20 protein-coding genes are annotated in these 25,603 nt (G+C 54.0%); 10 read left to right on the forward strand and 10 right to left on the reverse strand.

Annotated features, from left to right (window positions below):
- Nucleotides 1–13: 13 nt before the first annotated feature.
- Nucleotides 14–565 carry a ribosome biogenesis factor YjgA gene (gene yjgA / locus RHD99_RS21130; RefSeq protein WP_183272593.1) on the forward strand — a complete coding sequence of 184 codons (552 nt, stop codon included), beginning with the start codon at nucleotides 14–16 and terminating at the stop codon, nucleotides 563–565.
- A 184-nt stretch (nucleotides 566–749) separates the two neighbouring features.
- On the opposite strand, the gene mpl is transcribed toward yjgA, so the two are convergent.
- Nucleotides 750–2,120 carry a UDP-N-acetylmuramate:L-alanyl-gamma-D-glutamyl-meso-diaminopimelate ligase gene (gene mpl / locus RHD99_RS21135; RefSeq protein WP_183272592.1) on the reverse strand — a complete coding sequence of 457 codons (1,371 nt, stop codon included), beginning with the start codon at nucleotides 2,118–2,120 and terminating at the stop codon, nucleotides 750–752.
- A gap of 173 nt (nucleotides 2,121–2,293) precedes the next feature.
- On the opposite strand from mpl, the gene fbp reads away from it, so the two are divergent.
- Complete coding sequence (gene fbp, locus RHD99_RS21140) at nucleotides 2,294–3,292, forward strand: class 1 fructose-bisphosphatase (RefSeq protein ID WP_183272591.1); 999 nt, start codon at nucleotides 2,294–2,296, stop codon at nucleotides 3,290–3,292.
- Nucleotides 3,293–3,429: 137 nt separating this feature from the next.
- On the opposite strand, the gene RHD99_RS21145 is transcribed toward fbp, so the two are convergent.
- The 5 genes from RHD99_RS21145 to ytfQ all read right to left on the reverse strand — a co-directional run bounded on the left by RHD99_RS21145 (nucleotide 3,430) and on the right by ytfQ (nucleotide 9,803).
- Nucleotides 3,430–4,983 carry a methyl-accepting chemotaxis protein gene (locus tag RHD99_RS21145; RefSeq protein WP_309876400.1) on the reverse strand — a complete coding sequence of 518 codons (1,554 nt, stop codon included), beginning with the start codon at nucleotides 4,981–4,983 and terminating at the stop codon, nucleotides 3,430–3,432.
- A gap of 56 nt (nucleotides 4,984–5,039) precedes the next feature.
- Nucleotides 5,040–6,035 (reverse strand): galactofuranose ABC transporter, permease protein YjfF, encoded by a 996-nt coding sequence (gene yjfF / locus RHD99_RS21150; protein ID WP_309876402.1) that lies wholly within the window; start codon nucleotides 6,033–6,035, stop codon nucleotides 5,040–5,042.
- Entirely contained in the window at nucleotides 6,022–7,053 is a 1,032-nt protein-coding gene (gene ytfT, locus RHD99_RS21155) for a galactofuranose ABC transporter, ATP-binding protein YtfT (RefSeq protein ID WP_309876404.1), read from the reverse strand. The genes yjfF and ytfT overlap by 14 nt, the downstream gene beginning before the upstream one ends.
- 10 nt (nucleotides 7,054–7,063) lie before the next feature.
- A complete protein-coding gene (ytfR, locus tag RHD99_RS21160) occupies nucleotides 7,064–8,566 on the reverse strand; it encodes a galactofuranose ABC transporter, ATP-binding protein YtfR (protein WP_309876407.1) in 1,503 nt (500 codons plus the stop codon).
- Nucleotides 8,567–8,846: 280 nt separating this feature from the next.
- The gene (gene ytfQ / locus RHD99_RS21165; protein WP_309876409.1) at nucleotides 8,847–9,803 is read right to left on the reverse strand and encodes a galactofuranose ABC transporter, galactofuranose-binding protein YtfQ; all 957 of its coding nucleotides are present in this window, start codon (nucleotides 9,801–9,803) and stop codon (nucleotides 8,847–8,849) included.
- Nucleotides 9,804–10,089: 286 nt separating this feature from the next.
- Here ytfQ and ppa point away from each other — a divergent pair, with 286 nt between their 5' ends.
- Nucleotides 10,090–10,617 carry an inorganic diphosphatase gene (gene ppa, locus RHD99_RS21170; RefSeq protein WP_110510886.1) on the forward strand — a complete coding sequence of 176 codons (528 nt, stop codon included), beginning with the start codon at nucleotides 10,090–10,092 and terminating at the stop codon, nucleotides 10,615–10,617.
- Between the two features lie 103 nt (nucleotides 10,618–10,720).
- Here the strand turns inward: ppa and RHD99_RS21175 are convergent, their stop codons facing one another.
- The 3 genes from RHD99_RS21175 to tamA are packed head-to-tail and all read right to left on the reverse strand — an operon-like array spanning nucleotide 10,721 to nucleotide 16,574.
- Nucleotides 10,721–11,065, reverse strand: a complete 345-nt coding sequence (locus tag RHD99_RS21175) for a gamma-glutamylcyclotransferase family protein (RefSeq protein ID WP_183272585.1) — start codon at nucleotides 11,063–11,065, stop codon at nucleotides 10,721–10,723.
- Between the two features lie 2 nt (nucleotides 11,066–11,067).
- Nucleotides 11,068–14,844 (reverse strand): autotransporter assembly complex protein TamB, encoded by a 3,777-nt coding sequence (tamB, locus tag RHD99_RS21180; RefSeq protein WP_309876413.1) that lies wholly within the window; start codon nucleotides 14,842–14,844, stop codon nucleotides 11,068–11,070.
- Complete coding sequence (tamA, locus tag RHD99_RS21185; RefSeq protein ID WP_309876414.1) at nucleotides 14,841–16,574, reverse strand: autotransporter assembly complex protein TamA; 1,734 nt, start codon at nucleotides 16,572–16,574, stop codon at nucleotides 14,841–14,843. The genes tamB and tamA overlap by 4 nt, the downstream gene beginning before the upstream one ends.
- 226 nt (nucleotides 16,575–16,800) lie before the next feature.
- Between tamA and msrA the strand changes: the two genes are divergently transcribed.
- The 5 genes from msrA (at nucleotide 16,801) to RHD99_RS21210 (ending at nucleotide 23,495) form a co-directional block, all read left to right on the forward strand.
- A complete protein-coding gene (gene msrA / locus RHD99_RS21190) occupies nucleotides 16,801–17,439 on the forward strand; it encodes a peptide-methionine (S)-S-oxide reductase MsrA (RefSeq protein WP_309876416.1) in 639 nt (212 codons plus the stop codon).
- Nucleotides 17,440–17,610: 171 nt separating this feature from the next.
- Nucleotides 17,611–19,575: a protease modulator HflK gene (gene hflK, locus RHD99_RS21195; protein WP_309876418.1), complete on the forward strand. Its 1,965-nt coding sequence runs from the start codon at nucleotides 17,611–17,613 to the stop codon at nucleotides 19,573–19,575.
- A complete protein-coding gene (hflC, locus tag RHD99_RS21200) occupies nucleotides 19,572–20,555 on the forward strand; it encodes a protease modulator HflC (protein WP_309876420.1) in 984 nt (327 codons plus the stop codon). The genes hflK (RHD99_RS21195) and hflC overlap by 4 nt, the downstream gene beginning before the upstream one ends.
- On the forward strand, nucleotides 20,548–21,600 hold the full coding sequence (gene hflK, locus RHD99_RS21205) for a protease modulator HflK (RefSeq protein ID WP_309876422.1): 1,053 nt from the start codon (nucleotides 20,548–20,550) through the stop codon (nucleotides 21,598–21,600). The genes hflC and hflK (RHD99_RS21205) overlap by 8 nt, the downstream gene beginning before the upstream one ends.
- Nucleotides 21,597–23,495, forward strand: a complete 1,899-nt coding sequence (locus RHD99_RS21210; RefSeq protein WP_309876424.1) for a heavy metal translocating P-type ATPase — start codon at nucleotides 21,597–21,599, stop codon at nucleotides 23,493–23,495. Before hflK (RHD99_RS21205) ends, RHD99_RS21210 begins: the two co-directional genes overlap by 4 nt.
- Nucleotides 23,496–23,581: 86 nt before the next feature.
- Here the strand turns inward: RHD99_RS21210 and ydfZ are convergent, their stop codons facing one another.
- A complete protein-coding gene (gene ydfZ, locus RHD99_RS21215; RefSeq protein ID WP_139878030.1) occupies nucleotides 23,582–23,785 on the reverse strand; it encodes a putative selenium delivery protein YdfZ in 204 nt (67 codons plus the stop codon).
- Between the two features lie 268 nt (nucleotides 23,786–24,053).
- On the opposite strand from ydfZ, the gene RHD99_RS21220 reads away from it, so the two are divergent.
- Entirely contained in the window at nucleotides 24,054–24,536 is a 483-nt protein-coding gene (locus tag RHD99_RS21220) for a glutathione peroxidase (RefSeq protein WP_309876425.1), read from the forward strand.
- Nucleotides 24,537–24,644: 108 nt separating this feature from the next.
- Nucleotides 24,645–25,583, forward strand: a complete 939-nt coding sequence (ldtA, locus tag RHD99_RS21225; protein WP_309876427.1) for a L,D-transpeptidase LdtA — start codon at nucleotides 24,645–24,647, stop codon at nucleotides 25,581–25,583.
- The last annotated feature ends 20 nt before the right edge of the window (nucleotides 25,584–25,603 follow it).

Raw genomic sequence — 25,603 nt, forward strand, 5'->3', positions numbered from 1 at the left:
TAAGGAGCCTAATATGACTAAGCAGCCCGATGACTGGCTCGACGACGTACCAGATAACGAAAATGAAGACGAAGATGATGAGATTATCTGGGTCAGTAAAAGCGAAATTAAACGTGATGCCGAGGAATTAAAACGCCTGGGTATGGAACTGATGGAGTTGGGCAAGAACGCGCTCGACAAGATCCCTCTTGATGATGATTTGCGTGCCGCGATTGAATTAGCGCAGAAAATCAAAAAAGAAGGCCGTCGCCGTCAGGTTCAGTTGATTGGTAAAATGATGCGTTCGCGTGACATGGATCCTATCCGTCAGGCGCTCGATAAACTGAAAAACCGTCACAACCAACAAGTTGCGCTGTTCCATAAACTGGAAGCATTGCGCGATCGTTTGGTTGAAGAAGGTGATGACGCAATGAGTGAAGTGCTAAGACTTTACCCGGATGCCGATCGCCAGCAACTGCGTGTACTGATCCGTAACGCTCAAAAAGAGAAGGCAGCCAACAAGCCGCCAAAATCTTACCGCCAGATTTTCTCTTATTTGCGCGAACTGGCCGAAGCCCAGGCTTAACACCGACCCTCATCCCGGCCTTCTCCCTCAGGGAGAAGGAGAAAATCTGGCTCTCCTTTCCCTCAGGGAGAAGGAGAAAATCTGGATCCCCTTTCCCTCAGGGAGAAGGAGAAAACCAGACACCGGGCTATCCCCTCTCCCTCAGGGAGAGGGTTAGGGTGAGGGTTGTTTCACCTTCCCCCTATTACTGGTTCTCGGCTTTCTTCGCCAGCGCATCCAGCAATTTCTGATGAATACCACCGAAACCACCGTTGCTCATTACCAGAATGTGGTCACCCGGCTGCGCGGTTTTCATCACCAAATCCACCAGCGTGTCGACATCCGCACTCCAGTGCGCAGGCTGAATACAGGCTTCTGCCACTTCCACGACCTGCCAGGGAATATGCGGTGGCTGGAGTAAAAAGACTTCATCTGCACGGCCTAAAGAAGGGGCGAGATCGTCTTTGCTGAGGCCCATTTTCATGGTGTTAGAGCGCGGCTCAAGCACGGCCAAAATACGCGCGGTTCCGCCCACTTTGCCACGCAACGCAGCAAGCGTTGCCAGAATCGCCGTTGGATGGTGAGCAAAATCGTCATACACCGTTACGCCGTTCGCTTCACCGCGCAATTCAAGACGGCGACGCGCATTCACGAAACTGTCCAACGCTTTCGCTGCATCAGCAGGCGTCACACCCACATGGCGCGCAGCGGCAATCGCCATCAGCCCGTTATGCATGTTGTGTTCGCCCACTAGCTGCCAGTGCACTTCACCGACGCGTTCGCCATCCAGATACACTTCCCAGTGAGAAGCATCCGGATTGAGTTTCTTCGCCTGCCAGTGGCCTTGTTCGCCCACCAGCTCTTGCTCGCTCCAGCAACCCATCGCCAGCGTTTGCTTAATATTGGCGTCGTTTTCAGGCCAGATGATTTTCCCCTGCCCCGGCACAATACGCACCAGATGGTGGAACTGTTTCTGAATCGCTTTCAGGTCGTCAAAAATGTCCGCGTGATCGAACTCAAGATTATTGAGGATCAACGTGCGCGGGCAGTAATGCACGAATTTGGAACGCTTGTCGAAGAACGCACAGTCGTATTCATCGGCTTCAATCACGAAGAATGAGCTTTCACCCAGACGCGCAGAAACGTCGAAATTACCCGGTACTCCGCCAATCACGAAACCCGGTTTGTAGCCGCAGGCTTCCAGAATCCAGGTCGCCATTCCTGCCGTCGTCGTTTTGCCGTGCGTTCCCGCAACCGCAATCACCCAACGGTCGCGTAGCACGAAGTCGTGCAACCACTGTGGGCCTGACATGTAAGGGATGTTTTTCTCGAGCACCGCTTCAACACAAGGATTACCGCGCGTCATGGCGTTGCCAATGATCACTAAATCCGGCTGAGGATCGAGTTGGCTTGCGTCGTAACCTTGAATTAAATCAATCCCCTGCTCTTGTAGCAGAGTGCTCATCGGTGGGTATACGTTGGCGTCCGAGCCCGTAACTTCATGGCCGAGGGAACGGGCCAGCATTGCCAGGCCACCCATGAAGGTGCCGCAAATACCCAGTATATGAATGCGCATAAATCTATCCTTTCATTATTTGGCGCACATTCTAACCGCATGTGGGGTGCTGGCAAATCGCATTTAAGTTAATTCCGTATTTTGCTGGCGCGATTCACCTGTACGCGACTATTTGAATCTTTGTTAGGATTGTTGCAGACGCTTTATCCAACATAAGATGCAGGGAAAGTATTATGAAAACGTTAGGTGAATTTATTGTCGAAAAGCAGCATGAGTTCTCGCACGCTACCGGTGAACTGACTGCATTGTTGTCGGCAATAAAGCTCGGCGCAAAAATCATCCACCGCGACATCAACAAAGCGGGTCTGGTGGATATTTTAGGTGCCAGCGGAGCTGAAAACATCCAGGGCGAAGTGCAGCAAAAACTTGACCTGTTCGCGAACGAAAAACTGAAAGCAGCACTGAAAGCCCGAGGGATTGTGGCGGGTGTTGCTTCCGAAGAAGAAGATGACATTGTTGTTTTCGAAGGCGCGGAACATGCCAAGTACGTGGTGCTGATGGACCCGCTTGATGGCTCCTCAAACATCGACGTCAACGTGTCAGTGGGTACGATTTTCTCTATCTACCGCCGTATCACTCCGGTAGGTACGCCAGTCACCGAAGCCGATTTCCTCCAGCCGGGTAATAAGCAAGTGGCAGCAGGTTATGTGGTGTACGGCTCCTCAACCATGTTGGTTTATACCACCGGTTGTGGCGTGCATGCTTTCACTTACGATCCGTCACTGGGCGTGTTCTGCCTGTGCCAGGAACGTATGCGCTTCCCGGACAAAGGAAACACCTACTCCATCAACGAAGGGAACTACATCCGTTTCCCTACAGGGGTGAAGAAATACATTAAGTTCTGTCAGGAAGAAGACGCCAACACGCAGCGCCCTTATACCTCGCGCTACATCGGCTCTCTGGTGGCAGACTTCCACCGTAACCTGCTCAAAGGCGGGATTTACCTCTATCCAAGCACCGCAAGCCACCCGGAAGGGAAACTGCGTTTGCTGTATGAAGGTAATCCGATGGCATTCCTGGCTGAGCAAGCGGGCGGTAAAGCGAGTGACGGTAAAGAACGTATTCTGGATATCATCCCTGAAACCCTGCACCAGCGTCGTCCGTTCTTTGTCGGTAATGAGCATATGGTTGATGATGTAGAGCGCTTTATTCGTGAGTTCCCGGACGCTTAAGGCCCCGCCCTCGCCCTCACCCCGCCCCTCTCCCCCAGGAGAGGGAGAAAACCGTACCGTTCCCTCTCCTGGGAGAGAGGGAGAAAACCATACTGTTCCCTCTCCTGGGGGAGAGGGTTAGGGTGAGGGCAAAAAAATTAACACCTAAACGTCGCCATTGCCGCCACAAGCTGCTGCGACTGCTCCTCCAGTGAACGGGTCGCTGCTGTAGACTCCTGAACCAACGCCGCATTCTGCTGCGCCGCTTCATCCATCTGACTAACCGCGATATTCACCTGCTCGATACCGTGGCTTTGTTCATTGGATGCACTGGCAATTTCACGCACCAGTCGGGTCATGCGCATCACTTCTTCCGCAATCTCATCCATTGTTTCACCCGCTTGCTGTGCCAGTTCGCGACCTTCGCCAACGTGATTTTGTGAATCTGAAATAAGCGAGCGGATCTCTTTTGCTGCATCAGCGCTGCGGCTGGCGAGCGTGCGAACTTCACCCGCGACTACCGCAAACCCACGACCTTGCTCACCCGCTCGTGCCGCTTCCACCGAGGCATTCAGCGCCAGAATATTGGTCTGGAAGGCGATACCGTCAATCACGCTCAGTATGTCTGCGATGCGGCCTGAGCTACTGGAGATATCCTGCATTTTTTCAATGACGTAACACACCATTTCGCTGCCGCGATCGGCGATATCCGAAACGTCTTTTGCTAACTTATGCGCCTGCTCCGCGTTGTCGGCATTCTGTTTAACCGTCGCGGTAATCTGCTCCATGCTGGCAGCAGTTTGTTCGAGCGATGTTGCGGTTGATTCAGTGCGCTGGGAAAGATTGAGGTTACCCGCGGCCAATTCCCGGCTGCCGGTATCAATTTGCGAGCTGGCGTCACGTACGCGGCTTACGGATTCCATCAGGGAATCACGCATCACGGTAATGGCCGCCGCCAGGCGACCGAACTCGTTATTACCCGCAGGTGGCAATGTCTGGGTTAAATCGCCTTTAGCGACAAACTCCAGTTGTTCAATCGACTGGTTAAGCGGTTTAAGCAGCAAATGACGCAGCGCCAGCCACACCAGCACGATAATCCCGGCGGTGAGCAATGCTGCAATAATGATAAGCGTCAGGACGATGGTTTTGTGCCGTTGCACCGCTTCAACTTCGCTGTTGCCGCGCTGTTCGCCCCACTGTTTGAAAATCTCCACGTCAGTATCAAACTTCTGCGACAACGGAATCAGAGTGTGTTCGAGCAAATCGTAATAATCATCGGGGCTTTGTTTGGTGAGGGCAGCCAGCATCGGGTTGATGCCTTTAGAGACGTATTCTGCATAGGTTTGCGCTAAATTCTGGATCAGGCGATTGCCTTCTTCATCACCGACACCGCTGTCGATAAAGTCTTTTAACTGCTGTTGCGCTGCATTCACATCACTGGTGACATAGTCGGTGGATTTGGTCGCATCTTCCAGCAAACCAATCTCCATCTGCCGAACCGCCTGCCCCGCCCCGTTGCGCGCACGCAACAAAGAGATATAGCCGTCCGACAAGCGCACCATCTGCTCGCCCTGTAAGCGATTGATATTCTGGAGTGAAACAGAACTTTGTTGCAGCGCGTAAATGCCCATGCCGCTGACAAATAACAATAGAAAGGTCATGACTGCCAGTAACGTCAGCAGCCCCGTGCGAATAGACAAATTTCTCAACATGCTCTTTTCCCGGTGGCAGTACGATTTGTGGGTTATCGGCAGCCACCGGAGAAAGTTTAGTCAGTTCGGACACTAATCCGCTTCACCGGCGAGCTTTGGCGGTTTTCCCATAGCACGGTCAGGCCGCGTTGTAGGGCAATGAAAATGAACAGTAAAATACCGATGGCGATTTTCGTCCACCAGGAACTGAGCGTGCCGTCAAAGTTGATATACGTCTGAATCAGCCCCTGAATCGCCACACCAAACAGCGTGCCGAGAACGGTTCCGACGCCGCCGCTTAACAGCGTGCCGCCAATCACCACCGAGGCAATCGCATCCAGTTCCACCCCCATACCCGCCAGCGCATAACCCGCTGAGGTATAGAGCGAAAAAACAATCCCAGCGAGCGTGGCGAGGCCAGTCGAGAGCATATAAATACGGACAGTGGTGCTGCGCGTTGAAATCCCCATCAGGTTTGCTGACGTGGCATTGCCGCCAATGGCGTACACCTGATTGCCAAAACGAGTACGGTGCGCAAGGAAAATGCCAATGACGACGACGGCTAACATCAGCAAGCCCATGGCGCTCAAACGCCCGCCGCCGGGAATACGCCAGGCGAGGTTTGAAAGAGTGTCATAAATCGGGTGATCAATGGGAATTGACTCTTCCGACACCAGGTAACTGACTCCGCGCAGGAAGAACATGCCGGCGAGCGTAATGATAAAGGCGGGAATTTTCAGCCCATCAATCAGCAGCCCCATAAATGCGCCAAATGCACAGCCCATCACCAGCACCAGCGGGAAAGCGACTAACGGCGATAATCCCCAGAAGCCAATCGCCTTCGCCAGGAATACCCCGGTAAAAGCGATCACCGAACCGACCGAAAGATCGATGCCGCCGGACAGAATCACAAAGGTCATGCCGACAGCAATAATTCCGAGAAACGCGTTATCGGTCAAAATGTTGCAAATCACCCGCGTGGACGCAAAACCGGGGAATTGCGTCAGACAGTACAGATACCCCAGCACAAACACCGCCAGGGTAATCATCAACGGTAAGTTACGTTTGATCATGGCGACGGAGTCCTTTGAGCAGAGCAATAAAACGTGGTGACTGAACGATCAGCACGCACATCACCACCACGGCTTTCACCACCTGGTTAAGCTCAGGTGGGAAACCCGAAAGCAGAATGCCGGTGTTCATCCCCTGAATAATCAGCGCGCCAATCACGGAGAGCGCGATATTAAAACGCCCGCCCATCAGCGAGCCGCCACCGATGACCACTGCTAAAATCGCGTCCAGCTCCAGCCACAGCCCGGCGTTATTGGCATCGGCACCACGAATATCAGCAGCCACAATAATCCCGGCAATCGCCGCGCACAGGCCACTTAATACGTAAGTCAGCATCACAACGAGACGGGTATTCACTCCGGCATTTTTGGCAGCGCGAATGTTGATCCCCACCGATTCGATAAACAGACCCAGTGCCGTTTTGCGGGTAAACAACCAGAAGATCAGCAGCGTTGCCAACACGATTATCACCGGCGTCGGGAAGAAGAACAGCGAACCGCTGCCGAGATACGAAAGGTTTGGCGAGTTAAAGGTAACGATCTGCCCGGCGGTGATCAGTTGCGCGACCCCGCGTCCGGCGACCATCAGGATAAGCGTGGCAACAAACGGCTGAATTTTGAGGATTGCCACCAGAATCCCGTTCCACAAACCTGCCAGAACACCGACGCCGAGCGAAGCCAGAATCACCACCGCCAGACTGTGCCCGCCAACGGTTAACGTGGCGGCAGTGGCTCCGGCAATCGCCATCACCGCGCCGACGGAAAGATCGATGCCGCCAGTGGCGATCACCAGCGTCATGCCAATGGCTAATAATGCGACAGGGGCCGCACGGTTAAGAATGTCTATCGGGCTGCCAAACAGCCGCCCGTTTTGCACCACGATATCGAAAAAATGGTTGGCGACCAGGCTATCAACCAACAGGACCAGCACCAGCGCCACCAACTGCGGAATGCCTGGCGGCCAGCGGAAACTCCGCTTTGGCTTGTCGACATCCGTCTGCGGCAATGAACGAGGCATCACGTTTAACTCCTTATGCCGCAATGGCATTCATAATTGCCGATACAGAAAGCTCAGCCAGTGGGATCTCCGCCACCTGCTGCCTGTCACGCATGATGATCACCCTGTCCGCATAACCCACCAGTTCTTCGAGTTCAGACGAGATAACCAACAGCGCCAGGCCATCGGCACAGAGCGTTTCGATCAAACGGATAATTTCGGCGTGCGCGCCAACGTCGATCCCGCGAGTAGGCTCGTCGAGGATCAGGAATTGGGGTTTGGTCAGCAACCAGCGCGACAGCAGGACTTTTTGTTGATTGCCGCCAGAGAGAAATTCAATCGGCTGATCGGGGCCAGGCGTGCGGATCCCCAGTTGGCGGATAAACCGTTCGGCAATCTGGTACTGCTCACGTTTCGGGATCGGTCGCAGCCAGCCGCGCTGGGCCTGCAAGGCGAGGATAATATTTTCGCGCACCGAAGCGGCGGCAATAATACCATCGGTTTTCCTGTCTTCCGGGCAGAATCCAATCCCCAGCGACGAGGCTTTATGCGGTGAGCGCAACGACTGCTGCTTGCCTTTGATCCACGCGTTGCCGCTGTCTGCGGGCTTGATCCCAAATATCACTTCAGCCGTTTCGGTACGGCCCGATCCCAGCAGCCCGGCAAGACCGACGATCTCACCTGGGCGAACGTCGAGATCGAACGGGTTGATCACCCCTTTTTTACCGAAGTCTTTAAACGCGGCGACGGGTTTATCGCTTAGCAATGTGCGGCCTGCGCGGTTCAGCGCGTTGGTTTCCAGCTCGCGCCCCAGCATCATTTTGACCAGTTCGATCTGCGGCAGATCGGCTGTTGTCCGCGTACCAACAAACGCGCCGTTGCGCAGAACGGTGATCCTGTCAGTGACTTCATAAACTTGATCGAGGAAGTGCGTGACGAAGATCAGACTCACACCCTGATCGCGCAACTGGCGCATCAGGGTAAAAAGCATTTCGACCTCTTTGGTATCGAGGCTGGCGGTCGGTTCGTCAAGGATCAACACTTTGGCCGACAGATCAATGGCCCGGCAAATCGCCACGATCTGCTGCATCGCCACCGAATAACGGTTCAGCGGTTCGGCGACATCCAGCGAAAAACCGTAGGATTCCATCAGACGGGTGGCGCGCTTTTCCATCTCTTTGCGTTGTAAAAACCCAAAGCGGCGTGGCTCGCGGCCAATAAACAGATTGTCTGCCACCGACATGTTCGGCAGCAGGTTAACTTCCTGATACACCGTACCGATGCCAAGCTGCTGGGCATGAGCGGTGTTTTTCGGTGAAATCAGTTCACCCTCGAGATAAATATTGCCGCTATCGCGTTGGTAAACGCCGGTAAGGGCTTTGATAAGCGTAGATTTTCCAGCGCCGTTTTCGCCCAATAACGCCATGATTTCGCCGCGTTTAAGGCTGAAGTCGACTTTGTCGAGCGCTTTGACCCCTGGGAAATGTTTCGATAAGCCTTCCGTGCGCAGAATTTCCTGGTTGTTGTTTGTGTTCATTACAGCCCCTCACCCCGACCCTCTCCCCCAGGAGAGGGGGAAAAGCAAAATCGAACTCGATCCCATCCCCTCACCCCGTGCCTCTCACAAAGGAGAGGGGGAAAAGCAAAATCGAACTCGATCCCATCCCCTCACCCCGTGCCTCTCACAAAGGGAGAGGGGGAAAAGCAAAACCGAACTCGATCCCATCCCCTCACCCCAGCCCTCTCCCAAAGGAGAGGGAGAACACAGAATCATCCCCTCTCCCTCAGGGAGAGGGTTAGGGTGAGGGTGGTATTACTTAGTAACCCATCGATTTCTTCTTCTCGAGCTCTTCTTTCGCCGTATCCGGGAGATACAGCGTGGACTTGGTGATCGTCACTTTTTCCGGCATGGTGCCGTCTTTCTTGAACTTCTCGAGTGCGTCAAACGCCGGGCCTGCCATGTTTGGTGTCAGCTCAACGCTTGCGTTCGCTTCACCATCCATCATCGCTTTGTAGATATCTGGCACACCGTCGATGGAGCCGGTCAGGATATCTTTGCCCGGTTTCAGGCCCGCTTCTTTAATCGCCTGAATCGCACCGATCACCATGTCATCGTTATGTGCGTAAACCATGCAGATGTTTTTGCCGTTGTTCTCAGCTTTGATAAAACTTTCCATGACCTCTTTACCTTTACTGCGGGTAAAGTCGCCGGACTGGGAACGAATAATTTTCACGTTGGACGCTTTAGAGATGGCGTCGGCAAACCCTTTCTTACGGTCGATTGCCACGCTCGCACCCACGGTGCCTTGCAGTTCAACCACGTTACACGGCTTGCCGTTGAGCTCTTTTAGCAGCCACTCGCCAATCAACTGGCCTTCCAGCACGTTGTTGGCCGTCACCACCGTCATGTACAGCGATTTGTCTTTGACATCGATATTACGGTCCAGCAGGAATACCGGGATTTTTGCCTCTTTTGCTTCTTGTAATACAGGCTCCCAACCCGTGGCGACGATTGGCGCGATGAAGATAGCGTCAACGCCCTGAGCGATAAACGAACGTACCGCTTTAATCTGGTTTTCTTGTTTTTGTTGACCGTCAGCGATTTTCAGCGTGATTCCACGTTTCTGAGCTTCGCTCTTCGCAACTGACGTTTCTGCTGCGCGCCAGCCGGATTCAGATCCTACCTGCGAAAATCCGACGGTTAACGGAGCAGCAATCGCCATAGACGACATAGCTGCGGAGACAGCAGAGACCAAAAGTAAGCGCTTCCACATAGGTACATCCTCGTAGGGTTATTGTTGGTTAATACCTGGCCTTCGGGAAAAACTATAGACGACGTATGGGTTAACAGAATGAGTTACATCACAATTCAAACAAGTCATCTACATGCTTGTAACCGCTTACAAATTTTTATAAAGAATACGGCTATGTTTATGGATATTCGCGTTGCCGCAGGGCTTTAAAACCAGGGAACAGACTAAGAAAAGAGGAAAAGACATTCTGTGCTATTCCGCTATAATACCGGGCACTTGAATGACACCAGTTTAAAGGAAAAAAGACATGAGCTTACTCAACGTCCCTGCGGGCAAAGATCTGCCAGAAGACATCTACGTTGTTATCGAAATCCCAGCAAACGCTGACCCTATCAAGTATGAAATTGATAAAGACACCGGCGCGCTGTTCGTTGACCGTTTCATGTCCACCGCAATGTTCTATCCGTGCAACTACGGTTACATCAACCACACCCTGTCTTTAGACGGTGACCCGGTTGACGTTCTGGTCCCAACTCCGTACCCACTGCAACCAGGTTCTGTGATTCGCTGCCGTCCAGTTGGCGTGCTGAAAATGACCGACGAAGCGGGCGAAGATGCCAAACTGGTTGCGGTTCCGCACACCAAACTGAGCAAAGAATACGATCACATTAAAGATGTGAACGACCTGCCAGAACTGCTGAAAGCGCAGATCTCCCACTTCTTCGAGCAGTACAAAGCTCTCGAGAAAGGCAAATGGGTTAAAGTTGAAGGTTGGGACAATGCAGAAGCGGCTAAAGCTGAAATCATTGCTTCCTTCGAGCGCGCTAAGAAGTAATTCTTTCTTTGCTGAATGCTTGTGAAAACACCGCCAACTGGCGGTGTTTTTTTATGTTTCGCAATAGAGACGGCCACCCGAATGAGTGGCCGTTGAAAGCATGTTAATACTGGTCTTTATCCAACCAGTTCCCGCTTTCAATGCGGGTTAGCCCATCGACTGGCCGCTGGTAGACATACATCCACGCACTGCCATAGGGGGTCTGAATCAGTTGGCGTTTATATTCGCCGCCTTTGGTGCGCAACGCATCCAATTCAGAAAGAGTAGAAGCATCAATGCGATACACTTCACCCACCACCGCGCCTTCACCCGGAACGACGCCCGGATAATGGCCGAGGCTGTATAAAGCGTAATTTTCGACATGATGCTCCCCAAGCCACTGGGCGTTGGTCATCCAGTGACTATTACCTTGCTTGCGTCGTAAACTGCCGTAAACAAATATTCGCATTGCTAAAACTCAAACTGATAAAGCAGATCAAGTGCCTGATCGATACCAGACACCGCTTCCAGATACAACTTAGGCATCAGGCGATAGCGCAGTGTGAGTGTCGCTAACGAGTCAAAAATACCCACGCCATATTTTACCTGGAGACCTGGCAGTACATAGCCACTGACCACCACCTGGGAAGAGTCCCCCACCCCTGCGGTGTCCAGCGCCAGGTTGCTTACGCCAAACGTCTCGCCGATTTTACCCACAACCTGGCCACTTTGTGCAACCCCCAAGCCAACAAGCATTGATGTCATTGCGTTACCATCGTCGCCAGAAGTGTCTAAACCTTGCCCGCGAAGCAGGTAGGACAAGGCTTCTTGCTGTGGCATAGCCGGATCAGAAAATATTTCAGCTTTTGGCTCATCAGCCGTTCCTGTGACACGAACACCGGCAATAACGTCGTCTTCCGTCGAATCTGGATTACGAATCGCCTCGATATTGAGCAACGGTTGGTCCGGTGGACCCGAGAACAACAGTATGCCTTTGCGAACGATCAGATCCTGTCCGTAAGCGTGGAATCGCCCTTCCGGAATGTTGATCTGCCCGTTAAGACCCAACCCCTGTTTATCCTGAACCATTTTCAAATCGCCGTTCAAACGTGCTTTCAAACCAAATGCACTCAGGCGCACGTTATCGCCGACGTGGATAATCAGATTACTGTTGATTGGGATCCCCGCGCTTTGCGGTTTAATTGGCTTCAGGTTTTTATCCAGCATCACTTCGTCACTGGAAACGCCGACCGAGCTTTCAGGCACGTCATGCACCACGATACGCGCCCACGGAATATCGACACGGCCATCCAGTGTGAACAGACTCGGCGTCGCCACAAACTCAATATCTGGCGAAACATCGAGGCGCACCATCGGTGGCACCGTAATGCGCACCTTATTGCCTTTCGCCGCCACACGCGCACGCCAGTTGTCGATTTGCGTCCAGTCCGCGTCACCGCTCAGAGCAATATCCCCTTGTTTGGTGCGCACCGTACCGGCAAGCGTTGAGTTCATGCCGTTAAAGTTCATGGCAATCTGGCTTGGCTGCATATCAAACGGCATAAAGTTACCATCAACATCGATGCCGTTAAGTTGCATTTGCCCAAACAGTTGCGGTCGCTCTGCGTTACCCGCCAGGCGTAAGTTAGCGTTGAGCTTCCCGGCGGCTTTTTCCCCGCGTGAGAAAATTGAGTTAGCGATAGCCAAATCAAAGTTACGCATATTCACATTACCGCCCAGATTACGACGACCTTGAGGATCGGTAATTTGGACCTGGCCGTCGAACTGGCCGTTTTGCGCGACGCGAATCAACCAGCCAAGTTGCGCCTGGTTATTCTTCAGTTGTGCATTCAGATTCAACGTATCAAACGCCACCCGCAGTGGGCTGTCGTTAACCATTTGGGTGACTTTCACACCGCTACCTTGCAGCGTGACGGTACCTTGCGGCAGCCCCTTAGATTCACTATCCCAGCTTACATCCGCGCGGCCCGTGAAAGTGCCCACGGCTTGTGTATCTTCCGGCATAAACGGTTTGAGCATCGCGAGATCAAAGCGATTCAGGTTAACGACCGCACGGCCTTTCGCGCCAGCATCAATCGGTTGTGGTACGCAAAGCTCGGCATTCGGGTTAGTCCAACAATGCGCGCCGATATTAATCTTCTGCTCTTTATTGCGGTAATCCAGCGCCATAGCGCGATTGAGCGACCACGGGCCAACCGGTGTTTCAAAGCGCGTGTTACTGAGATTGCCGCGCCAGCGTTCTTCTGCCCGATCAAAACTGCCGCTCAAATCCAGTTGCCCGGACACCGGCTCACCCTGGAGTCGCAATTGCAACTGATGCTGCTTTTCAGAACCTTTTGCCGCGAGGGTTACCAGGTTGATGGTGACGCCTGGCTGGGCAATTTGCTCAATGCGCAGATCCAGATTGCCGGAGATTTGATCGGTAGATTTCACATCCCCTTTCAGCAAAACGCGTGCAATGGACAGCTCTTGCCAGCGCAGATTATTCGCCGTGACATCCGCCAGTAATTGCGGCGCTTTCACGTCGCCACGCACTTTGATAAGACCTTTTGCCGTACCGCCAAGTCCCGGTAACGCGTTATCCAGGCTCGGGGCGTCAATGTGGGCATCCAGCTCCAAATCTTTCGCACCCAGTTCGCCTTTAATATCCGCGCTGTTGCGCCCCAGTTCGACATGCACACCGGGGATTTTCCACTGCATGTAACTGTTGCCGTTGAGTTTCCCGGCAACATTCACTTTGTTATTTTTGACGTTACCGGCAAGCTTCAGCTCTGATACATCTACCTGCCAGGTCCCGCCGTACAAACTGCCGCTGGTTTTCACCAGGCCATCAAGCTTCGCAGGCCATTCCGGGAATTCCTTCGCCGTGTTGATGCCGTCGAGTGTCAACTCTCCGCGCCAGCTAATCGCTTTGCTCCAGTCGAGAACCGCTTTCAGGTCGGTGTTACCCTGCAATGCGCTAACCCGGAGCTTGTCGAGTTTAAGCTGTTGCTCGTTGCCTTTGCCGTCAAGCGTGATGACGGCTGGCGGGAGTTGTTCGCCTTTCACAGCGGTGCGCAATGACAGCGTATAGTCGGTCATCTTTCCGCTAAATTTCAGTTTCAGGTTGTCTGCCTGGAACTCTTTTTTCCCGGTAAACGGCCAGTAAAGCTGTTTGCTCACCACCTCCAGATTAAGCGGCAAACCGGCCTCGGCAAGCTGGGTGTGTGCGGTGAGTTCCATGTCGACCGGGCCTGAAAGATTCATGCCGACTTTCAGCACATCTCGCAGTTCCCCGCCAATCTTCATCTTCACCTTTTCGCCTTTAATCGGATCGATGTTGAGCGTGGTGTTTAAGGTGAGATCCACCGGCCATTTATCACGTAGCTCCGCGCTACCCGTGGCGTTGACCAGCCCCTGGTTTGAATCGACATCCAGCGCATCCAGTTTAAGTAAACCGTCGATGCTGCTGACTTTCAGCAACAGGCTGCTGACCAGCAAATCGGTATCACCGGTGAGGCGCAACTGCGAGCCACGAAACTCCTGAATATTCAGGTTTAGCGGCAGATGCACATCGGTCATTTCTGGCAAAACAGGATGTTCAAACAGCTGTTTTAGCGTTTCGCCAAGCGGTAACTCTTCCGGTTGCGGGTTCTGGATTTTCGGCTCGACCACCTCTTCTTTGGCAACTTTGGCAACCTTCGGCAGCGCAATCAGTAACCCTTCAAGATTTGTCGGCGTCACCGTCAGGTTGCGTTCTTGCCAGTTCAGGCCCGAGGTAAATTCCATTACCGAAACGGTGGTGTTATCAATCTTGATATTGACGTTGTTGAGCGCCACACGGCTCAGCGTGATGGGATACGGCGTGGTGAGATTTAACGGACCCGTGTCCTCCTCCTGCACCGGTGCCGATGGCGGCATTTTCTTGGTGTCGACCACGACGTCGATATCTTTGAGCGAGAGATTATTCACGCACAGACTGCTGTCGCGCAGACAACCGAGTTTTACCGCGAGATTAATTTCGCCGGCGGTCACATTGACGCCCGGCTGTTGGTATCGCAAACCTTTGATACTCAGGTTGCGCCACCCCCCTGTTACGCTCGCAATATCCAGCCCCGGCACCCAACGGTTAGCGGCATTAAATAAGACGTGCAGCCCGCTCGTCGTGCCCACCAGGAAACCGACTGCACCTATCAGCAGCACAACAAAAAACAACACCGCGAGGCTTATCTTCTTCCAACGACTCATAGTTCAGGCCCCAAACCGATGTAAAACTGTAAACCGTGCTCATCTTTATCAGCCACAGGAACGGCAAGATCGAGCTTTATTGGCCCGACAGGTGACTGCCAGCGCACACCCAGACCTGCGCCAGTTTTAAAGTTGCTCTGTTTGAAATCATTGACCGCTTCGCCCGAGTCAACAAACACGGCTCCCCACCATTTACCCGTAACGTTGTACTGGTATTCCAGTGAACCGGTGATCATTTTTGATGCACCCGTTAGCTCGCCTTTGTCGTTTTCCGGTGAGACAGATTTATAGGAGTAACCACGAATACTGCGGTCGCCACCGGCGAAGAAACGCAAGTCTGGTGGCACTTTGTCGAAGTCGTTGGTTTCAATCCAGCCCACATTGCCGCGCACCACGAAGCGGTGTTTTTCCTGCAACGTTCGGATCCAAACCTGTTGTGCCTGAATGACGGCAAAGTCGACATCTGACCCCCACATGGTGTCGGAAACATCAACCGAGTAGCGTTGTGAATCCCCCCAGGTTGGCATCAACCCCCCACGTGAACGGGTACGGTTGAGGCTCAGACCCGGATAAAGCAGCATCGTGGTGTTGGTGACGTCTGCCTGAGTAAAGTGGTCGAGGCTCCAGCGCAGGTTGATGGCATGTTGCCAGCCGCTGGATAAATCCCAGTATCGGGAGACCGCAAGCGTGCTGGAGTCGGATTTGGTATCGTTCAGGTCAGTCGCTTTAAAGCCACCCTGCACCAGATAATATTGTTCCAGCGGATTTTTAAGCAGCGGGACTTTGTAGCTGAAATCAACAATCTGTTCAGGGGCTGAAAGGCTGATACTGCTGGTCAGGCTGTGGCCGTAAGAGTTCATCCACGGTTTTTTCCACGATGCTTTTACGCGCGGCCCAACGTCCGTGGAATAGCCCACACCCGTTTCAATCGTATTTTCAGTTCTCGGTGAAACCACGCCCGTTAATGGCAACACCTTGGTTTTGCGAGATTTATCAAAATCCGGCGCCACAACGACCGAATTAAACCAGCCCGTTGCCGATAAGCGGCGGTTTAACTCTGCCAAATCACTCGACTGGTAATAATCACCCGTCTTAAAAGGCACCAGATTTTGCAGATAATCTTCATTAATTTGTGAACCTTCGAAGGTCACCGCACCAAAACGGTATCGCTCACCGCTGTTGTAATCGATGTCCCAGAACGCCTGGCGACGCTCAAGGGAAACCCCGAGTTGGCTTTTGAGGAATTCACTGTCGAAATAGCCCTTTCGCAGCGCGATGCTGGAAAGATCTTTTTTGAAGCTGTCGTAATCGTGGTGATTAAGAACAGTGCCGATCTTCGGGCGTTCGCCCAATAACGCGATGTAATCTTTATCATCGCGCGCGCCGCCGCGCAGGATAACCTCGGTGCCGCCAATCAGCACAGGCGGGCCTGGATCGACTTTAGCTATCAAAACCTGACGCCCTTTGGCCGGTGGTGGCCGCAGGTCGAACTCAATGGTCGGCTCATAATACCCGAGCGCTTTCAAACCATTACGGATGGCATCATCCACGCGCGCGCGAAAACGCCTGTCCGGCGTGACCTCATCACTCTGAATCGTTGAAAGTTGAGCACGAACGTTTTTTTGTAGCTCGCCGCTTAACCCATCAACCTGTAAACGCACATTGGCAGCTCCCGCCCACGTGCTTACCAGGCACAAACAGGCCGAGCAAATAATACGGATTTGTGGCACGTTTTCTCCTGAATATCCTTGTTCCCACCCCTGGAAGGAAACGTTATCGCCGCCCTTAGGCTTAACAAAACCCCAACAATTGGGGTTGAAAACTGCACAATAACCCAAATATTTCTTATATGTACTGTAGTCTGATAATGCGTGGTTATTGTCCGCAATAACACGCCTCGTTACAACCGCGCGACGGTTGTTGTTAAATTTTGCCGATATCGGGAGAACATGACTGATGAAATTATTTGAGAAAACCCATCCCGTGACCCAGTCAGAAGCGTTGCCTGGCCGCAACACCCCGATGCCGATCGCCACGTTGCATGCGGTTAACGAACATTCAATGACAAATGTACCAGATGGGATGGAAACCGCTTATTTTGCGATGGGTTGTTTCTGGGGCGTTGAACGACTGTTCTGGCGGATACCTGGGGTTTACAGCACCGCCGCAGGTTACGCTGGCGGCTTTACACCCAATCCGACCTACCGCGAAGTGTGCAGCGGCATGACCGGGCACACCGAAGCCGTGCGTGTGGTTTACGATCCACAAGTGGTGAGTTACGAACAATTGCTGCATGTGTTCTGGGAAAATCACGATCCGGCTCAGGGCATGCGCCAGGGCGGAGATGTCGGCACGCAATATCGTTCCGCGATTTACCCGCTGACGCCAGAGCAAGATAGCGCCGCTCGCGCCAGTTTCGAACGCTTCCAGGACGCGATGGCTCTCGCCGGAGATGACCGTAAAGTGACCACGGAAATCGCCAACGCGGGTCCGTTCTATTATGCCGAAGACGACCACCAGCAATATCTGCATAAAAATCCGTATGGATACTGCGGCATTGGTGGCATTGGCGTTTGTTTACCGCCACAGAACTAATCTATTCCCTTTCAAGCGGATAGCTTTGATGGCTATCCGCTTTTAGCGTATCGCCTCTCCCCGACTCCCCCGCTGACTGCGTTTGTACAAACGGTTACCCGCGCTTCGTTTACGGCTAATTGACAACCATGATATGTTATATGGTAACAATTACACCTCAATAATGATCCCATGCAGCCCTCTCAACCTTCTGAATCAGCGGAGCCTTCACCGCTAACCTCTCAGGCTCGTTACGCCCTCGCTCCCGCGCAGGCAATGCTTACCGCAAGATTAGTTTTTGGCTTAAGCGCCGTGATTTTCCTGATGATGGTGGTGGCGCTGATTGCCAGTATTTTCGAGCCATCTTCCCGCTGGCCAACGTTTTTAACCAGCAATGCCGCTGCCCTGATTTTGCTCGCGACCTCTTTATTTAATGCACAGCGAATTTGCCAGTGGCGGGCTGCGAAGTACTCGCCTCGGCTAAAACCTGAAGCGGAAGTCGAAGCCGAATTACCGCCGACGATTTACCAACGTCTTTGGGCGCTTATTCCCATCAACTTCAGCCGCATCAATGTGTTGCTCAAGAGCGATGGCGTTTGGCTTGGGTCAATGGCGCTGTTTACCCTGTTTGTCACGCAAGCGGGAGTATCCGCTAACTACCTTGCGCTCGATGAAGGCAACCTGCGTTGGGTGGCAGTTGGGATCCTTGCGGCAGCGATGTTTGCCACGTTAGTGGCTGAACGCCACCTGGCCGCCACCGCAGACGAAGCCTGGCCTGAAGCAAAATTGATTGCACCGCTGTTACGCCTGACTCTGGCGGTGCAATTTCTCTCTTTACCAGCGCTGATTTTCCCCACACCCACTATCCCATTGCTGGTCAATCTCCCTGCCATTCTGGTTATTCTGGTCGCGCTTGAATTCCTGCTGCGCGGCCTGTTTTCGCTGTTCACACCGCCAAATGAAGAAGGGTGCGAGCCCGCATTCCTCGCGCAGAGCCAACTGGCCGCGCAGCTTGTATGGCCTCCACGCCCGTTACTCTTTTTGCAGCATGAGTTACATCAACACTTCGGTATCGATTTACGCCAGTTATGGGCTTTCACCGTTCTGAAACGCGCATTCTTACCCGTGCTGGCGTTGATGCTGCTTTGTGGTTGGCTGTTAACCGGGATGCAGCAAGTTTCTGCCACCCAGCGTGGGATTTATGAACGCTTTGGTAAGCCCGTAAAAGTGTTGTCATCCGGCCTGCATTACGGGCTACCGTGGCCGTTCGGACAAGTGATACTCACGGAAAATGGCCAGGTACACGAGTTAGCCGCAGGCGAAGAACCCGATAGTGCAACAGAGCCTTTAGCAAGCGCGGAAGGCGAGGCGCCGCAAAGTGCCGATCGCCTGTGGGATGCTATCCATAGTTTTGATAAAGCGCAGATTATTGCCAGCCAAAGCGGTAGCCAACAGAGTCTGCAAATCATTAATAGCGATGTGCGGTTTATGTGGCGCATTGGCATGAGCGACAACGCCGCACTGGCGGCGACCTATCACAGCACCAATCTCCAGGAATTGATTCGCAGCACCGCGAATCAGGTGCTGGTGCATCAGTTTTCCTCTCAGACGCTTGAGCAGCTATTGGGGGAGCAACGCAACGCCTTAGCCAACCAGATTAAGCAAGCGGTGCAGCAAAAACTTGATAGTCTGCATTCAGGCGTCGAACTGCTCTCAACCGTGGTCGAAGCCATTCATCCTCCGGCAGGCGCAGCTGACGCTTTCCATGGGGTGCAGGCGGCGCAAATTTCGGCTCAGGCGCTGATATCCCGCGAACGCGGACATGCCGCTGAACTGGCTGCCAGCGCCCAAACCACCGCCACTACACGCCAGAATCAGGCGCAAATGAACGCCACCGATGTGACCAGCAAAGCACAGTCCACGGCGGTGCGTTTCGCCGCACAAAAACAGGCAGTGGCGCAGTCGGGGCAGGTGTTTGTCGATGAATTATGGTACAGCCAGCTACACCAGACACTCGGCCACAGCCCGTTGCTGATTATCGACCACCGCATTGGCGCAGGCTCACCACCGACTATCGATCTGCGCGATTTCCCCTCATTAAATGAAGTAGCACGGCGCGACGCGCCTTCTAAACCGACACAGGAGTCCTCCCGTTGAGCCATTCACATCATAATGGTTGTGGTTGCCAACACAACCCACATTCTGCTTCGGACACTCATAAAAAGGGAGCATGGAAACGCATTGCGGGTGCGGGATTGCTGGTTGTTTTGCTGGTCGCGGCGGCAAGTCTTGTGCAGGTGCGCTCAGGGGAATCACTGATCATCACCCGCTTTGGCAATCCGGTGCGCGTGTTACTCGACCCTGGCCTTGCCTGGCGATTGCCCGCACCGTTTGAAATGTCGACCGCCGTGGATTTGCGTCTACGCACCACGTCGAGCGGCTTACAGGATGTTGGCACGCGCGATGGCCTGCGGATTATCGTGCAGTCTTTTGCCGTCTGGCAGGTCGATAACACGCCGGAACATGTGCAGCGCTTTATGCGAGCGGTGCAAAACCAGCCGGACGAAGCCGCGCGGCAAATCCGTGCCTATTTAGGTTCAGCGCTGGAAACCACCGCCAGCGGATTTACCCTCTCGCAACTGGTGAATACCGACAGCCAGCACGTGCAACTCAACCAGTTTGAATCCCATTTGCAGGCGCAAATCAGCCAGCCGCTGCTGGAAAGTTATGGGATTCGGCTGGTGCAAGTTGGCACCGAACGCCTGACGCTACCGGCGGTGACGCTCAACGCCACGGTCGATAGAATGCGTGCCGAGCGCGAAACCATTGCCACCGAACGCACCGCTGAAGGCAAACGCGCGGCAGCAGAAATCCGCTCAGCGGCAGAACGTGATGCACGTATTGTGGAAGCGCAGGCGCAGGTTCAGGCCGCTGACATCGAAGCGCAGTCTCAGGCACAGGCGGCAGAAATTTATGGCAAAGCGTACGCCAGCTCGCCGCAGCTTTATCGCCTGTTACGCCAGCTTGATGCACTGAGTGGCGTGGTGAATTCCAGTACCCGTCTGGTATTACGCACCGATGCTGCGCCGTTCCGGCTGCTGGTTGAAGGGCCGAAACTGGATAAAACTCATGAGTGATATCCAGACCAAAAAGTCGGCTGGCCCGTGGACGCAGTCGATACGCCTCGCTTTTTATGCGCTGTACGGGCTGACGCTGCTGGCGGCTGCGTCGTGGTTGTTCTCTAACATTCGCCAAATACCCGCCGACAGCCGCGCGGTGGTGCTGCATTTTGGCGCGGAGCAGCGCGTGGCCGAGCCGGGTTTGTTGCTAACCTGGCCAAAGCCCATTGACGATGTGGTGATGGTGCCTGCTCCCGACCGCGTTATCGAACATCACGTTACGGCACTTCTGCGTTCGACCGACGCGCAGCATGCAGATGCTCGCGGCGACAGCAGCAGCGATGCGCTGGCCGGTTCAGGTTATCTGCTCACGGGTGATACGGCGGTGGTGCAACTGGATATCAGCGTGTTTTATCGCGTCATTTCGCCAATGGATTATGTGTTGCAGGGTGAACATGTGATCCCGGCACTCGACCGTCTGGTTCAGCGCGCAGCCATTGCCGTGTGTGCATCAAGGGATCTGGATACGATTCTGGTTGCGCGCCCGGAAATGGTCAGCAGCGATTTGAATGTTGCCCAGCAGCGTGAACGCCTGCGGGCCGATGTGCAGCACAACATCGAACAGAACCTGCAACGCCTGACGCAATCGGGCAGTTCGCTGGGCATCACACTTGAGCGCGTAACGGTGCAATCCACGCTGCCTACTCCCACCGTCACCGCCTTCAATGCGGTGTTAACCGCCAGCCAGCAGGCATCGCAAGCTATTGCGACCGCAAATACCGATGCGTCTGTAATTCGACAGAAATCCACGCAGCTTGCGGATCAGCTACGCCAGACAGCACAAGCGCAGGCGCGAGAAAACGTGGCGAAAGCCCAGTCCGATACGGCGATGGTGAACCGGCTGGCCAGGAGTCCAAATGACCCAGATTTATTAGCGCGAGTGTACCGCGAACGCATTGCGGCGATTCTCGCGCAGGCCGCATCCGTCATCACCGTCGCCCCGCAGGATGATGCGAATATGATCCTGCAAGCGGCCGGGCAAAAGGAACCTTCTAAACCATGAGCACCCATTCTGTGAATCCCGGCGGTGCGCTGTCGCACCAAGAACAGCGGCAGGTAGCCCGCCAGCTCATCCTGGCGTTGACCGCCGGTGGCACGCTCATTTTGGGTTTGCTGTGGCGAGTCCTGGCGCCCGATCAACTTGCCGTGGCCGATATCATATTGGGTAGCGCTTCGCTGATGGTCGCCGTCCCGGTATTGCGCCACGCCTTTTACAGCCTGCGTTATCCAAGTTTGCACGGCATTACCGATCAACTGGTGGCGCTGGCTTTGATTGGCTCGTGGGCAACCGGAGATTTGCTCACCGCTGCGTTGTTACCGCTGATTATGATCGTCGGCCATATCCTCGAAGAACGCAGCGTGATTGGCTCGCAAGAAGCCATTGAATCATTGAGCAAACTGACCCGCAGCCGGGCGCGACGCTTCGATGCAAACGGCAATCTGCATGAAGTCGATAACCATGAACTGGTCGCGGGCGATATTGTGGAAGTGCGTGCGGGTGACCGATTACCTGCCGACGGGCGCGTGCTGGACGGCCAGGCCAGCCTCGACACAGCCCCCATAACCGGGGAATCCGTACCGCAGGAAGTAAAAGCCGGGATGAATGTTTATGGCGGGGCGATAAATCTTGATGGGCGGTTGCGCATTGAAGTCACGCGCACCGGGGAAACCTCAACCCTTGGACGAGTTGTGGCATTAATGCAAAGCGCCGAGCAGGCCAGCCCGCCAATCACCCGTTTACTGGAACGCCACGCGGCGCGATACCTGCTACTGGTGTTACTGATTGCGGCCAGTACCTGGTTTTTAACGCAAAACACGCAGGCGATGTTAGCGGTGCTGGTTGCCGCCTGCCCGTGTGCGCTGGTGCTTTCCGCACCCGCAACCTCCATTGCCGGTCTGACCGTCGCTGCGCGTCACGGTATTTTGATTCGCGGTGCGGCATTCCTCGAAGAATTAGCCGAACTGAACGCGGTCATCATCGACAAAACCGGCACGCTTACACACGGCAAATTGCAACTGCATGCGCTGCTCCCACAAGCAGGCGAATCGCCAGAAGCACTCTCTGCGCTGGCGGCAAGCCTGGGCGCAACCAGTAACCATCCCGTCAGTTGTGCGATGGTGAATATCGCGCCGCAAAACGCCTGGCCACATCTGGAAAATGTGCATGAACATCAGGGCCTGGGCGTGTCGGCAACCACGGCGGCAGGCGAGGCATTTCTCGGCAGGCATGAACTCTTAAAAACCCAGGTTGTCGATTTACCCCAAGAGCCACAGCATGACGGGCCGATTGTTGGCCTGGTGCTGGCGGGCCGTTTCCGTGGCTGGATTTTACTGGCCGATAGCTTGCGTGACGAAGCCGCTAACGCCATGAAAGAATTGCGTGAGTTAGGGCTGAACCAGCAGTTATTACTGACCGGTGACCGCCAGGCTGTAGCAGAACGCATCGCAAAAAACGTCGGCATCAACAACGTTATCGCCGGCGCGCTTCCCGCGGATAAATTGCAGCAAGTCAGCGCGCAAATCGACAATGGCTTCCGGCCGATGGTGGTCGGCGATGGCATCAACGATTCACTGGCGCTAAAAGCGGGCGTCGTCGGCGTGGCGATGGGCGCAGGCGGCTCGGATATCGCTATGGCATCGGCAGATATCGTACTGATTGGCGATGATTTACGCCGTCTGGGAACCTGCGTGCGATTAAGCCGTCTGTGCCGACGCACATTGCAGATGAACGTGATGATTGGCCTGGGCTGGACGCTGGTGATTGTCGCCGCTGCGGCGTTTGGCTGGCTGGGTGCGTCCGGCGCCGTCATTGCCGCGATATTGCATAACCTGAGCACGCTGCTGGTATTGGGTAATGCCGGGCGATTGTTAAGGTTTGAAGAGAAGTTGAGCGACTAAGTCATTCATCAAAAAAGGCCACCAAATAATAGGTGGCCTTAAACAATGGGTTTTCAGGGTTATCTAATTTGACGCGATATGCCCTATCAGTGAAGTTCAAGTCTGACCAACTCCATCGGGCAGAACACACCTTCACAACCTTCGATTTCAACACATTCAGAACGACGAATTTGTTCGGCTGATTTACCTTCGCCGTGAATGGTTTTAATGACACCAGTCAGACCCTTATTGAACACCATAACACGGCTGCCAGTAGAGATAGCGTTACGGTAGCAATCATAGGTCAACATCATCATTCCTCCTTTTTTGATGTATCGATACGAGTTGATTTAACGGCAAATAAATAGCTCTTGATCGGTAAAAATGTTTTGAGCTAAGTCAAAATTTTATACGTTTCAGATGCTCAAGAAAAGACCTAAGTCGATCAGCTAAACAACGTGTTTTGACCACTACCCCGCCATATGTCCGCACCTCGCTCACAGCAGTCCGACGATGGCTTTATGGTTGGTTTCGTGCCAATGTCATCGTCGAACTGGTTCTGCTCCAGAGGATTCCGACATGACCACTTTTCATCAACTGACTGCTACCAGCCTGCGTGGCCAGCTCATCTCAATGGCCGACTACGCGGGTAAACTGGTTCTGGTGGTTAATACCGCCAGCCATTGTGGCTTCACGCCGCAATACACAGGCCTTGAAGCGCTCTACAAGAAGTACGCCGCCCAGGGGCTGGTGGTGCTTGGTTTCCCCTGCAACCAGTTCGGTAAGCAGGAACCCGGCGGTGCCGACGAAATCGCGCAGACCTGTCACATCAACTATGGTGTGAGCTTCCCGATGTTCGAGAAAGTGGAGGTCAACGGTGCCGCTACGCATCCGGTGTTTCGTTACCTTAAAGAAGAATTGCCCGGCGTGCTGGGCGTGCGGATCAAGTGGAACTTCACTAAGTTCCTGATCGGACGCGACGGCAAACCGATCAAGCGTTTTGCACCGTTCACCACCCCAGAGAAAATGGAAGCCGCAATCCTTGCAGCACTTAAAATCTAAGTGCTCCTGTTATTCGAGCCATTCCCCCCAATTTCTTAGACTTTCCTCATACAACTCGCTCCGGCGGGTTATATTTAAATTATCTCAATCATGTTCGAGAACAGGGAAATGATGATTCGTTTAACCTCGCTGGCCTTCGTGCTTGCCGCCGTGACTCACAGCGCACTGGCGGTTACCTATCCTCTGCCGCCGGAAGGGAGTCGCCTGGTCGGTAATTCGTTTGTTATCACCGTACCGGAGGGGAACACCCAACCTCTGGAGTATTTTGCTGCACAGTACGATCAGGGGTTCAGCAATATGACCGAGGCCAACCCCGGCGTGGATCTGTTTCTGCCGCGTGCCGGAACGCAACTGACCATTCCTCAGCAGCTGATTTTGCCGGATACCGCACGTCAGGGCATTGTGATAAACGTCGCGGAGATGCGCCTGTACTACTATCCGGAAGGGAGCAATACGGTGCAGGTTCTGCCGATTGGTATCGGTCAGGCGGGGCGGGAAACGCCGCGTAACTGGGTGACTCATGTGGAGCGTAAGCAGGAGGCCCCGGCCTGGACGCCAACGGCGAACACCCGTAAAGAGTACGCCCGCGAGGGTAAAACCCTGCCGGCGTTCGTGCCGCCGGGGGAAGATAACCCGATGGGGCTGTATGCCATTTACATCGGCAAGCTGTACGCCATTCACGGCACCAACGCCAACTTTGGCATCGGCCTGCGGGTGAGTCAGGGCTGTATCCGCCTGAGGAAAGACGATATCAAATACCTGTTCGATAACGTGCCGGTCGGCACGCGCGTGCAGTTTATCGATCAGCCGGTGAAAACCACCCTTGAGCCAGACGGGCAGCGCTGGCTTGAAGTACACGAGCCGCTGTCGCGTAACCGCGCCGAGTTTGAATCTGACCGGAAAGTCCCACTACCAATGACCACGCAGTTGCGTAATGCCACCGAAGGGGCGGGCGTGGATGCAGGCGTAGTCAGCGCTACGCTGACACGTCGTTCTGGTATGCCGGTGCTGATTAACACAGGGTCGATAAAAGCCGGACAGTTCTAAACTCGCGGGAGCGAGAACGG

This window comes from Buttiauxella selenatireducens, assembly GCF_031432975.1.
Lineage (GTDB): Bacteria > Pseudomonadota > Gammaproteobacteria > Enterobacterales > Enterobacteriaceae > Buttiauxella > Buttiauxella selenatireducens.